Source organism: Burkholderia sp. EMB26, from assembly GCF_024730645.1.
GTDB classification, from domain to species: Bacteria; Pseudomonadota; Gammaproteobacteria; order Burkholderiales; family Burkholderiaceae; genus Burkholderia; species Burkholderia cenocepacia.
Genome location: NZ_CP078070.1, coordinates 815,949 through 828,934 on the forward strand (window position 1 = coordinate 815,949; position 12,986 = coordinate 828,934).

Sequence of the window (12,986 nt, forward strand, 5' to 3'; positions counted from 1 at the left end):
GGGCAATTGGAAATGTTACTCTCAACCCTTGAAAGCCACCGGTTTTGTGGGCGAAGCGCATTCCTTGGCGTAGGGGCACAAGGGGCGCAGGTTGGGTTGTGACGACGCAGCGCTCTACGACTGTGTTGTCGATTCCTGGAACGGGGGGCGTGAGTAGCGGATTTCACGCGGGGTTGATTGGACCTATCCGTGATTTCGTGGGCGAGGCATATCATGAGGTGTAAAAGTCATGGATATGCCAATGAAGAAGAAAAGGCAAACTGTAGCGCGTCAGGCAGCGGCCCGCGGGCCGCTGCCTGAACTGCCCAAGGAACTGCTGGACAAACTGGTCAAGGGGCCGATGACGCCGGTCGAGGACCAGGATTTGATGCTGGCGTTCAGCAAAGCAGTCATCGAACGCGCAATGGGTGCCGAGATGAATCTGCATCTGGGCTACCCGTCGGGCCAGTCCAAGCCGGCCGGGCAAGCCAACGAGCGCAACGGCGCCAGCGGAAAGACCGTCATCACCGATCGGGGCCCGGTTCGGGTCGAAGTCCTCCGCGATCGCGACGGCAGCTTCGAACCGATCCTGATTCCAAAGCATGAGCGCCGCTTCACCGGCTTCGACGAACGCATCATCGCGATGTACGCCCGCGGCATGAGCGTGCGCGAGATTCAGGCCTTTCTGGCTGAGAGCTACGGCACCGAGGTATCTCCCGACTTCATCAGTTCGGTCACCGACGAGGTGATGGCCGAGGCGCTGAGCTGGCAGAGCCGCCCGCTTGAAACGATGTATCCGGTCGTGTTCTTCGATGCACTGCGGGTCAAGATCCGCGATGACGGCGTGGTCAGCAACAAGGCCGTGTATCTGGCCTTGGGTATCCAGGCCGATGGCCAGCGCGACGTGCTGGGCCTCTGGATCGAGCAGACCGAGGGTGCCAAGTTCTGGCTCAAGGTGTTCAACGAACTGAAGACTCGCGGCTGCCAGGACATCCCGATCGCCATGGTCGACGGCCTGAAGGGGCTGACCGAGGCGATCGGCACTGCCTATCCCAAGACGACTGTCCAGACCTGCATCGTGCACCTGATCCGCAACAGTCTCGAGTACGCTAGCTACAAGGACCGTAAGGTACTCGCCGCAGCACTGCGCCTGATCTACGCGGCCGCCAGCGAAGACGCCGCGAGACAGGCGTTACAGGACTTCGCTGACGGCCCCTGGGGCGAGAAATACCCGACCATCGTGCAATCGTGGCAGCGTGCATGGGAGCACGTCGTACCGTTCTACGTGTTCCCGCCAGAGATTCGACGGGTCGTGTACACCACGAACGCCATAGAAAGTTTGAATATGCAGCTGCGCAAGATCATCAAGACGCGCGGCCACTTCCCCAATGACGAGGCGGCGATCAAGCTGCTCTGGCTGGCGCTGCGCAATGTGCTGGCCAAAACGGTACGCACTGCCTTCGACTGGAAATCAGCGATGAACCAGTTTGCTATCCTGTTCGGCGAGCGGTTTACGCAGGCGCGCGGATAACCTGTTGTTCAACCGCCTCGCCCAACCGCCTCGCCCACAAAAATGCGGACAGGTTCGGTTGATTCTATTGCCGGCGCCCGATCACCGCTTCGCTCTCTTGGCCCGCGCACGGTTGGACCAGCGAGCGGGCGATCCTCGCGCATGTCTCGCTCCTACGGACGCACCTCATCCGAAGCGTGATCAACGAAATATATGCCAGCCACGCGTGCGGCGGCTCGATGCCGATTCCGCTCTCCGTACGTTCTTCTCTGTTCAACACACGCCTTCTTTTGTGCGAGTGCCCGGCACATCGTATGGCTCGTGTGCCGACGTCGGACGCAAGCACATCCGGTGCATCTCGCTCTCGCCAGCGCTCACCATACGTGGCATGGCCGCATACAGTTCCATCCATGTCCTCGTGCGCTTGTCCGGTAAGCATCGGAAATGTCGAAATTGAACAATTCGGTTTCCATCTGACAGGGCAGCGGTGTTTAGCATGAAAGCGAGCGAAACGAGTCGATCCTGACTGATGCTCCTAGTCATTTCAGGGCACGGCTTTGCACCTCAAAGGTCGTTGCCGCAAATGCAAGAATCAAGCATATTGATGCTGCAATCCTGCGATTTCCGATGAGGGTTGGATGGGTCTGAAGGCTTCAGTAAGCGAGAGAGATTTGTTTCGGCACCCGCCGTGCAAGCAGATCCACCTAAAGTGCCCACTTGTGCGTCTGGGTGGTCTGATCGACTGGGTCCGGTTGAGCGCTGCGATGCGCGCGAGCTGCGTGCTCAAGTATGGCCGCTCGGCTACGTCACCGCGCCCGATCGCCTGCTTGGTGTATTTGCAACAAACCTTTGGCGTGTCCGACGAGGAAGTGATCTGGCAATCGGTTGAGAACCCACACTGCCAGGTGTTCACGGGCGAGGCGTACCTGCAGAACGAGTTGCCAATCGCTGACGCACTGGTGCAGGCGCCTGAGAGAAGCCGGCATGGAAGAGATGTTGGCCAAGACGATCGCGGCAGCCAAGCGCCCAAGCGTGCTCGGGCCATTCAGCATCAAACGCGTGATCGCCGACACGCCGGTGACGGAGATAGCGATCGCGCATCCAACCGATTCGCGACTTTTGGAACGTTGTCGCGAACAACTGGTGAAGCGGCGGCACAATAGGGTTTGACGCTACGGCAGAACTTCATCTGCGTGCTTAGGTTGGCCAGCCAGATGGTCCGCTATCCTGCGCACACTAAGCAACGCAAGCGCATGAGGCGCGCGCTGCGCACCTGTGCTCACGGGGGGCCTGATGTTCGACGTCGAACGACGCCTCGCCTTGGCGGCAACGCGAAGCCGCGCAGCGCTGGAAGATCTGATTAATCGCACCAGGCGGATTCTGTCGCAGAGGCCGAAGGACAAACACAAATCCTATGCGTAACGCGCGCCGGAAGTCGAGTGCCTGGCGAAGGGCAAAGCGTGCAAGCCATACGAGTTCAGCGTGAAGGTGTTGACCACGACTACGCACATGGAAATGCTGGTGCTGGGTGTGCTCGATGCAAGGCAATCCATACGATGGGCGTACGCTGGAAAAGGCACTGGAGAAGGCAGGGCGCCTGAGCGAAGTGAAGCCGGTGGTGGTAGTGGTTCAAGGGTAACGGGGCGTGGCGATCCATGGGATGAAGATCTACCCTGGTGTTTGAGGTGCGGGATCACGCGGATATTGAGAGCAATGTTCAAGCGACAAAGCGCGATCGAGCCGGAGATTGGCTATATGAGGGTGGAAGGCAAACTCGTACGCAACTGGCTGAAGGACAAGCTTGGCGATGCGTTGAACGTGATGCTATGCAGTGCAGGCTACAACGTGCGGATGATCCTGAGGAAGCTGCGGCTCTTTTGCATCCTGATCCTGGCTGCGGTCAGGGGCGAAAACCCAGTGCTGACCGTGTGGGCATTGCGCCGCCAACGAGCAAAAACGAATTGTTCAGAATTGACTGCGTACTTCCGACGCGCTTGTGCAGACGAGCGTGTCGAAATATTCAATTGCAAGACTCTCGTTATGAATGAGAATCTTGCTAGGGGTAGGTTAGGAGCAGGTCGCATGATATGATAATAAGCCGCTTTGTGCATATCGCCATATCTGTGTTTATATAGGCACTCGAATAAAGAGAGTATATTTATATGAAGCAATTTGCTAACGTCGATTTCAAGCATGATGGGACGGCATATCGCTGCCCAACCGATCTGTCGATATCGAGCGGATCCCTTCAGCGGGTTTTGGTTATTGGGCAGTGTACGGCAGACCATATTCGCGGTTTCTTGGTGGAAGATGGCGTACATTGTGATTTTGTTCATATACAGTCCTTGATGGACCCGTTATTTCAGCCGCCGCAGCCGATCGAAACCTACGATTTGCAAATTGTCTTTCTTCCAATGGATAGGATAATACCAGATTATACCTATTTCCCCCTTTCGTATGCGGACATTGATGCCGAAGAAAAAAGATTCATCCAGGCGGAGCGGACGACGCTTGACCTTCTAGATATTGCCACACGTTGGTTAAAGAGCCACAAAATTCTCACCTTCGTTGGTAATTTTCTTGTGCCTCAGCAGAATCCGGTTGGGCGATTGCTGCCTCGGTATGATTTGCGCAACCCATGTTACTTCATGGAGAAGATCAACGAGAGCCTTTCTCGCCAAGTTGATACGATGGACAATGCGTACATCATCGACATGGATGGCGTGTCCTCGACATTTGGGAAAAAATATCTTAATGACGATTCAATCTGGTCATTGAGTCACGGTGGCTTTATTCAAAATATTGAATACGAGCATTACGAATCAAATCGGCAGGATAGCCAAAAGCGATTGGAGGATCTGGGTCCGGTAACCGAATATTATTCGGTAAGGACAGATGACGGGTACCGCGCTTTGCGTGATGAAATTCTATCGATGTACCGTATCGTTCGACAGGTTGATGCGGTGAAAATCGTGATTATTGATCTCGATGACACTGCATGGCGTGGGGTTGCGGCAGAGGAAGACAATTCTCGTGAGTTTATGACGATTGGTTGGCCACTCGGGTTTGTCGAAGCGCTCATGTTACTCAAGCGCCGCGGTATTCTGTTGGCGATCATCAGCAAGAATGAGCACGAGAATGCTGTTGGAGCGTGGGAGCGAAATTATGGAAATATCTTTCCGATCAGTAACTTTGTGTCGGTAAAGGCAAATTGGCTTCCAAAGCACGAAAATATGCGTCAGATTCTGCAGGAGACGAACCTGCTCGCGCAGAATGCGATCTATATTGATGATAATCCTGCTGAGCGCGAAATTATTCAGTCGATGTTCCCCGACATACGCGTTATCGGATCAAATCCTTATTATACTCGCCGTATCTTGCTGTGGTCTTCCGAGACCCAGGTTCCATTTATTTCTAGCGAATCTTCGTCGCGAACCGAATCGATCAAGGGCGTTATTCAGCGTGAAAGCGATCGATTGTCAATGGATCATGATGAATTTCTTAAATCTCTGAATATTAAGGTTCGATGCAATGTTGTTTCTGATTCGTCCGATGGGCATTTCAAGCGGTGTCTCGAATTAATCAATAAAACAAATCAATTTAACACGACTGGGAGGCGCTGGACTGTTGAGGAGATAAGTCTTGAAATGAGTCGCGGTTTAAAAATTTTCGCATTCGATGTTGATGATCGATTTACGCAGTATGGTATTGTTTGCGTTGCGCTCGTTAAAGGAAATTCAATTCTCCAATTTGTGATGAGCTGCCGAGTTATTGGTCTTGGTGTGGAGATGGCCGCAATCGGCGTCATTATGAACTCCATGCTGGACGAGGGACTGAATTCGGCCATGGGAATTTCCCAGGAAACCGAAAAGAATATTCTGTCTCGTGACTTATATGTGCGAGCGGGGTTTCAGGCAGCGGACAAAGGTATGTGGAATTGCGACCTAAGTTCCGAATTCGCTATTCCGCAACACATGCAACTTGACGTGCATCAGTAATTGTTTCCGGCCAGAGGCGGAGTCTTGCTCCTTCTGATCTTCTCCTGCTTCCACCTCTTGCAAGAATGAGAGATCTGATGCGTCATCGGCCGGGGGTAACCCCGGCCGTGAGGCTGGCCCAATTTCCGTCCCGGTCTTAGTTGGAAAATTCCGGCTCTTTAGGGTGGGCCGGATCGGCCCGATCGGTGCACTGGCGGGCGAATTCCGCCGGCGTCATCCACTGCAGCGCAGAGTTAGGACGCGCCTCGTTATAGTACTCGCGCCAGGCTTCGATTTTGCGTCTAGCGTCCTCAAGCGACAAGAGCCAATGTGCGTTGAGGCATTCCTCGCGCAAGCGTCCGTTGAAGGATTCATTCTTCGCATTGTCGGTCGGCTTGCCTGGGCGCGAGAAGTCAATTTCTACGCCATTCTCGTACGCCCATTTGTCGAGCGCCTTCGAAGTGAATTCGCTGCCATTGTCTGCCTTGATATAGCGGGAAAGCGGACGCTTGCTGCGCAAGCCGGGGCAGTGCGGCGACAACGTGTTCGCCACGCAATGAGCCGTCGACTTCTATGGCCAGACATTCCCGCGTGTAGTTGTCCACGATCGTGAGTGTACGTAAACGACGGCCGTCGAACAGCGTGTCAGCGACGAAGTCCATGCTCCAGATTTCGTTGATTGCGCTTACTGACTGCTTTGGCTGGCGGCGCCGGGCCGACTTGTTTCGACGGGGTCGCTTGTTGCGCAACGAAAGGCCCAGTTCGCGATACGCGCGTTCTACTCGCTTATGGTTGTCTCTCCGGCCTTCCCGGCTAAGCATCACGTACACGCGAGGCGCGCCGTAATGCACCCGCACTTCCGTGATCTCCTTGATGGGCATTTCCAGTGCACTTTGATCCCGCGCGACTGACTCGTAACGATAGACCGTGCGAGATAGCTGAACAACGCGCAGGTCCGCCGCTGGCTTGCGCCGAAACGTTGCATCAAGTCCGTAACAAGCTCACGGCGCCGAGAAGGCTTCAGAGCTCTTTTGACAGCATGGCCTTGTCCAGCGCCAGATCGGCCACGAGTCGCTTGAGCTTCACGTTCTCTTCCTCGAACTGCTTCAGACGGCGCAGCTCCGGGGGGGCGACAGCCAGCCGTACTTCGTCCATATATGTAAAACGTCGCGTCGCTGATCCCCATCTTACGACAGACCTCCGTGACAGGCGTGCCCCAGCTCGGCCTGCTTCAATGCGTATGCGATCTGCTCTTCGGTGAACTTGCTCTTCTTCACGGCATGACCTCCTGGTCTCGATGGCAACGTCATGCCGGAATTTTCTACTTCCAAATGGGACAGTTTTGTGGGCTAGGATCAAGCGCCGCGAATTTGGTTTCTGTACAGCGGGTGGTTTCCGGAGTCGTAGCATTTGCGCAAGAAATGAAACCAAATGCTATCTAGTAAGGGCTAGCTAATGGCAGTGCCATGTAATTGAAGGTAATAAAGAGGTGCTTCTTTGAGCAACGCAGCGCAGGTGGAGATGTGTATAAGTTGACGGCCGTGTGGATCGACCGTGAAATTCCACGGGAGCACGTTAATCTTAAATCTCCCTCGGCATGTCAAGGGGAGTCGTGGAAATTTCGCTCAATTGTTGTTGAATAGCAACGAAATGTTGAATTTTGTCCAGGATTGTTTCCTCCTTGTCAGGAGGAGTCAATCTGATGTGTCAATATGTATGAATTGTAAAGTTTTCCGTATGGAAAATATAAGCTATAGGTAACCGGTTTGTCGGGCGACCGGGAGGCTACGGCAGTCGAACGAGGGCGAAACGTAGCGTCCTGCTCTAGCCGGCGCGATCGTGAGAACCAAGAAATCATGAGTATCAGGGAAATTTTTCAAGTAATTGGGGCCGACGTCACCGAGGGTGGACAGGTTCCGGTCTCGGCCCTGCAAAAACCTAAAATATTGAGCATCGGGGGATGTGTCACCGAAATTCTCGCTGGAAGAATGAATCGCTTGGCGGATGTTACACATCTGTGGCGCGTAAGTGTGCCTTGTATGATGTCCAAGAAAATAGAGGGGCGCACTTATTTTGAATCGGATGACAATAAATTGTCCGATCGCATAAATTTTGAGTTGACAAAACAGGCGCTGCGAAAACTCAAGGCAGGGGGGTACGCGTTTTTAATTTTCGATCCAACTAGCGATTTCACCAACGATTATTACGAGAAAGATGGCTGTATTATTTCCGACATGGAGTCGCCGATGCTGGCGCCAAATTGGAAATGGCCAAGTGGATTTATAGAGAGTGGATGGGGCAGGATCTCGCCAAGAAGTCATCAATATTTGGAAATTTACTTATTCTATCTAAAGGAATTGGTAAAATTGTCCGAAGAGATTGGTGTTCCGCTTGTTATCATGAGAAGGCGGGCATGCGCCAATACAATAACTCGCGACGGTGTGGTGGGGTTGGGTGATTCTGATTCGCCTGAAATAAATTGGTGGGTCGATTTGCTTTGGGAGAAGATTGGCGGTCTGCTGGGGAAGTTGAATGTTCTTGATTTGAATGGCCGCTTTTCTGTTACGTCTTTTGATGCGCCGTATGGTGAGGCAAAATTCCATCCGATCGAAGAATTTTATGACTATGCGGCATACAAGTTAATGGGGCTGATGAGATTCAGCGATGATCTGATATCGGAAGTTGCGTTCAATGTATACCGAGAAAGAGCAAGCCGTCGTCTGGCTATTCACTCCGAGCGTGAGGGGCTGATCCACGAGCGAGACGGGCTGCTTCATGAGCGGGATGGCCTGATTCGTGAGCGAGATGGATTGACTCAAGAGCGAGATGGCCTAGTTTGTGAACGAGACAGATTGGTTCACGAGAGGGAGTATCTAATTCAAGAGCGGGACAATTTGAGGCATGACCGGGACGAACTTCGTTTGTCTCTTGATAACCTTGCGGTGGAGCAAGAGTGCATACAAGCTCGCGAGATTGAGAAGGCACGCATTGCAAATGAGTGTCACAGGCGGGAGCTCGCGGTGTTCTCAGAAGCTCAAGAGGCGGCTTCTGCGGAAAATGCTGCCAATCTCCTGGCGTTGAAGACGTTGCAGGAAAATTTCGAGGATCTGTCGCGCAAGCATAATGAACTGTGTGCTCAACAGAGCCGTCTCTTTAACGAATTGCGGTTGGAGGGCGGGCCGATGGCATTACGTGACGTGCTTCCGCTTGCTAGGGCATGGCGGCCGATAATCAGGATAATAGGGAGGGTCAAGCGATTCTGCCGCCGATCGATTGGTGGGCAGGCGACGGATTGCGGCAAACTCCATGGGCAGTAAGGAGGGGGTTAAATGAAATATAGTGAGCCGTTGCTCGCCGAACCAGATGAATGCACGCGTGCGTTTCGTTGGAGGTGATGCTCGCAATCGACGAGCGGACCCGGGTTTGGTTGGGAATCTGCGGGGAACTGTGGGTGCGTGAAGCCATGCCCATAGAGCTTCAACGGATGAACTTGTGACATGCTGGCATGTGTTTCGGCGTATTGGCGCCGATGGCATCGCGGTTTCGCGTGTATGTGTAGTGATGGCGGGGCGCTCTGCGGCGTGCCGTCGCCCGTCAACGCTCAGACTGATCGGTTGACGCTGGTCGATTCGGTCTCGATTGGCATGTCGGCTTCGCCAAGGCGAGAGGCCGCAAGTGCGTGATCCCATAAGACGCGAGACGGCGGAGGAGGGGCGCATGAGGGGTGACTGGCGTAGATGCCAGCTCGACGTCGAGCGGGCTGACCCGCAAGAATGTGACGAACGGACGAAATCCCCTTTTGGCGGACGAGATATGTCGTTTTTTTGACGATGACAGATATTTCTCGTTTGTAATGCAATGAGGTATCCTCCACACCTCCGGCAGTCATTGTCGCCTCATACAGCCAGAGAGTCTGGCACGAAGCTTTGTGTTCATCACGCAATACTTACAAACACATTACGTCAATATTTCGTGCTTTCCGGGCTTCCATACAATTACCTAGATGCCGCGCTCGTTTCTCGTGCTGCAAGGCACTGCCTCGCTTTTTTTCTATCGGCTTTCACGCGCGCTCCAGGACAAGGGGTTTGCCGTCTATCGTGTCAATTTTTGCGGTGGGGACTTGCTGTATGGTGGGGTGGGGACCGTCTTGAATTATAGTGGTGAGGTTGGGAATTTACCGCAATGGTATGACAATATCGTGCGGCGAGAAGCGATCACCGACGTCATCATGTTCGGTGACTGCCGTGATATCCATCGCGAGATGCTGTCGGTCTCGACAGCACACGGCCTGCGCGTCCATGTATTCGAAGAAGGCTACGTCCGTCCGCACTGGATCACGCTGGAGCGACATGGCGTCAACGGGCGCTCGCTGCTGCCGCGTGACCCCGCATGGTATCTGCGGCAACGCAGCGTGACGCCGCCTGCCAAGCAATGGCGGGCCACCGGCTATAACCTGTACGAGCGCGCGTTTCACGACATCACGTATCGCTTTGCGAACACGGTATGCTGGCCCCGGTTTCCGAAGTACCGCAGTCACCGACCGAAGAACGGTTTTCTCGAATATTCGGGACTCGCCGTTCGGATGCTGCTGCAGCGCAAGCATCGACGTGAAGCGGAGATGGTTACACGCGAATTGATCGATGGGGAGCGGATTTACTACTTGTTTCCGCTGCAATTGAATTCGGATGCGCAAATCGTCGTGCATTCATCTTTTGATGGAATTCGCGCGGCGATCCGTCATGTTTTGGAGTCGTTCGCGCGACATGCCCCGCAGGATGCGTTGCTGGTCATCAAAAATCACCCGCTGGATACGGGGCTGATCGAATATCGCAATTTTTCGCTTAAAATTGCGCGTGCCGCAGGCATGGAGAATCGGATCCGTTTCATCGATGCCGGCCATCTTCCGACATTGCTCGACCGCGCGCGCGGGGTTGTGGTTATCAACAGCACAGTTGGTCTGTCTGCGCTGCACCACAAGCGGCCGCTGGTTGCACTCGGCTCGGCTATCTACAATTTCAGCGGTCTGACCTGGCAGGGTGATCTCGATGACTTTTGGCTTGGAGGCGTCCCGCCAGATATGGACCTCTATCACGCGTTCCTCGACTACGTGATGCATCACACGCAGATCAACGGTGATTTCTACACCCGGACCGGTATTACGATGGCGATTGCCGGCGCGGTTGCACGGCTAGAGCATACGGATGACTAAGTCGCCAGTGCGACACGTCGTTGTCACCGGCGCGAGCGCGGGCATCGGCCGCGCTTTGGCGCTCGCATATGCGCAACCCGGTACCGTGCTGGGCATCGTTGGCCGGAACGAAGCGCAGCTCGAATCGACTGCGGTGGCGTGCAGGACGCGTGGTGCAAATGTGATCGTCGGCATCGTCGACGTCCGAGAGTCCGATTCGATTCGCGAGTGGCTACATCGTTTCGACGATCGGTATCCGATCGACCTGTTCATCGCCAACGCCGGTGTCGCGAGCACGCTGTCCTCCGCATCAGACTGGGAGGACCTCGACCGTATCACCACCGTCGTCGATACGAATTTCTACGGTGCGATGCATACGATCCTCCCGGTTGTCGAGCTCATGCGTGCCCGCAAGCACGGCCGCATCGCCGCAGTCAGTTCCCTCGCCGCGCTTCGCGGCATGGCGATTTCGCCTGCGTACTGCGCAAGCAAATCGGCAATCAAGGCTTATGCCGATTCCGTTCGTCCGCTGTTGAAGCGCGACGGTATCGGTGTCTCGGTCATTCTTCCCGGTTTCGTCAAGACGTCGATGAGCGACGTTTTCCCCGGCGACAAGCCGTTCATGTGGACTGCTGATCAGGCCGCCGCATACATCCGCAGGAAGCTCGATGCCGGCCGTGCAGAAATTGCATTCCCGGGGCTGCTTGCGTTCGGCATGCGCATCCTGACCGTGTTGCCCATCACGCTGGCCGATGCGATTCTCGACAAGCTTTCGTATCTGCCTGGCAAGGAAGACATAAATTGACGGACGCTATCTGGCTCGCGTTCGCCGTTGCGGCAGGCATATCGTTTCTGCCGGACCTGATCGCAGTTCCACGTGCGTCGTTGCGGCGTCGCGCAGATGCGCTGCTGTTGCACGTGGCTTCCATCGTGTTCCTTGCGGCGCTGATGCTGCTTGCCACCGCGCGTCCGATCTTTTCGTCGTCTGTCGCGGTCGCGCTGGTCGGGCTCGTCGCGGTCGTCAGCAACGCCAAATATGAATCCCTGCGCGAACCGTTCGTCTTTACCGATCTCAGCCTCTTCAGCCAGTTGTTCTCGCACCCACGACTCTATCTGCCGTTCCTGAGCGCGGGCAAGGTCGTGGCGATCGGCGCAGGGATCGTGCTCGTCGTCGCAGGCTTTCTCGCCGAGGCGCCCGTCACGCCGCGTCCGGTGCTCGCGCTGGCGGCCGTTGTTGCTTTTACATTCTTACTGGCGCGATACATTGCAGCTCGCCTCCCATTGGCGCTCGACGCCGAGGAAGATCAGCGCCGTCACGGTTTTTTCGCAGTCTTCATCGCATACTTGCTGAACGGCATGCGTCCCGCGACATTCGAAGCCTTCCGGCGCGTGGTCGAAGCGGGGCCCTTCGTCTCAGGTACGTCGGTGCAACGCCCCGACGTCATCATGATCCAGAGCGAATCGCTCTTTGACGTGCGACGCATTTCACCAGCGATTGCGCCTGCCGTGCTCTCCCAATTTGATCGGGCGAGACGCGAAGCGATCTGCTATGGCGAGCTTTCGGTGCCGGCATGGGGCGCAAACACGATGCGCACTGAATTCTCGATGCTGACCGGTCTGCCGTTCGACCGCCTCGGCTACGCGCGCTTTTATCCGTATGCGTTCATGCGCCGTGCGTGCGCGTCGATCGCAAGCTGGTTCGGTCGCGGCGGTTACGAAACGCTGGCGATTCATCCGTACTACGCCGATTTCTTTGGTCGCAATCGTGTCTTTCCGTTGCTCGGATTCAACACATTTCTCGACATCGAATACTTTGCCGACGCGCCGCGCGCTGGCCCGTATATCTCCGATGCAGCCGTGCTCGACGCTGTGATCGCCGCGCTGGAAAGCAAGTGCGACAAACCGCGCTTCATCTTTGCGATGACGATGGAAAACCACGGCCCACTGCACCTGGAGAAGGTATTACCGGAGGAATCGCGTTCAAGGCATACTCTTGGCGAAGACGCATCCTGGCGCGACCTGACAGCCTACTTGCGGCACATTGAAAACGCAGACGCAATGATCGGGCGCCTGCTCGATCATTTGCGCAGCAGCGATCGTGAAACAGTCGTTTGCTTTTACGGCGACCACGTTCCAGCTCTACCGCACGTATTCGATAAACTGGGCGTTTCTCCCCAAACCAGCGACTACTTCATTTGGCGAAATTACGGCACAGATACTCCCGAATGCCGGAATTTGGCAGCCGAAGAGCTTGGGGCGGCGCTGCTGCATGTGGTACAAGATGACGGAAATCGCGCGGAACAGCCGCACGCATCCGAGAAAGCGACATAAA

6 protein-coding genes and 2 pseudogenes are annotated in these 12,986 nt (G+C 55.1%); 7 read left to right on the plus strand and 1 reads right to left on the minus strand.

Going from position 1 to position 12,986, the window contains the following annotated elements:
- Positions 1-235: 235 nt before the first annotated feature.
- The 3 genes and pseudogenes from KU887_RS03875 to KU887_RS03885 all read left to right on the plus strand — a co-directional run bounded on the left by KU887_RS03875 (position 236) and on the right by KU887_RS03885 (position 5,487).
- Positions 236-1,510, plus strand: a complete 1,275-nt coding sequence (locus KU887_RS03875; protein ID WP_375167899.1) for an IS256 family transposase — start codon at positions 236-238, stop codon at positions 1,508-1,510.
- 617 nt (positions 1,511-2,127) lie between these two features.
- Positions 2,128-3,397 (plus strand): annotated as a pseudogene (locus KU887_RS03880) (IS5 family transposase); the annotation flags it as partial.
- 254 nt (positions 3,398-3,651) lie between these two features.
- Positions 3,652-5,487 carry an HAD-IIIC family phosphatase gene (locus tag KU887_RS03885; RefSeq protein WP_080324050.1) on the plus strand — a complete coding sequence of 612 codons (1,836 nt, stop codon included), beginning with the start codon at positions 3,652-3,654 and terminating at the stop codon, positions 5,485-5,487.
- A gap of 136 nt (positions 5,488-5,623) precedes the next feature.
- On the opposite strand, the pseudogene KU887_RS03890 reads toward KU887_RS03885, so the two are convergent.
- Positions 5,624-6,743 (minus strand): annotated as a pseudogene (locus KU887_RS03890) (IS3 family transposase).
- Positions 6,744-7,322: 579 nt separating this feature from the next.
- On the opposite strand from KU887_RS03890, the gene KU887_RS03895 reads away from it, so the two are divergent.
- The 4 genes from KU887_RS03895 (at position 7,323) to KU887_RS03910 (ending at position 12,985) form a co-directional block, all read left to right on the plus strand.
- Positions 7,323-8,783, plus strand: a complete 1,461-nt coding sequence (locus KU887_RS03895) for a hypothetical protein (RefSeq protein ID WP_232542488.1) — start codon at positions 7,323-7,325, stop codon at positions 8,781-8,783.
- Between the two features lie 686 nt (positions 8,784-9,469).
- Entirely contained in the window at positions 9,470-10,675 is a 1,206-nt protein-coding gene (locus tag KU887_RS03900) for a capsule biosynthesis protein (RefSeq protein ID WP_080324048.1), read from the plus strand.
- Positions 10,668-11,459, plus strand: a complete 792-nt coding sequence (locus KU887_RS03905) for an SDR family oxidoreductase (RefSeq protein WP_080324047.1) — start codon at positions 10,668-10,670, stop codon at positions 11,457-11,459. Before KU887_RS03900 ends, KU887_RS03905 begins: the two co-directional genes overlap by 8 nt.
- Positions 11,456-12,985 carry an LTA synthase family protein gene (locus KU887_RS03910; RefSeq protein WP_258254557.1) on the plus strand — a complete coding sequence of 510 codons (1,530 nt, stop codon included), beginning with the start codon at positions 11,456-11,458 and terminating at the stop codon, positions 12,983-12,985. Before KU887_RS03905 ends, KU887_RS03910 begins: the two co-directional genes overlap by 4 nt.
- Position 12,986: the final 1 nt, after the last annotated feature.

Bases quoted from the DNA above. Each gene is read 5' to 3' on its own strand.
- KU887_RS03875 (WP_375167899.1), top strand. From the start codon at position 236: ATGCCAATGAAGAAGAAAAGGCAAACTGTAGCGCGTCAGGCAGCGGCC.
- KU887_RS03885 (WP_080324050.1), top strand. From the start codon at position 3,652: ATGAAGCAATTTGCTAACGTCGATTTCAAGCATGATGGGACGGCATAT.
- KU887_RS03895 (WP_232542488.1), top strand. From the start codon at position 7,323: ATGAGTATCAGGGAAATTTTTCAAGTAATTGGGGCCGACGTCACCGAG.
- KU887_RS03900 (WP_080324048.1), top strand. From the start codon at position 9,470: ATGCCGCGCTCGTTTCTCGTGCTGCAAGGCACTGCCTCGCTTTTTTTC.
- KU887_RS03905 (WP_080324047.1), top strand. From the start codon at position 10,668: ATGACTAAGTCGCCAGTGCGACACGTCGTTGTCACCGGCGCGAGCGCG.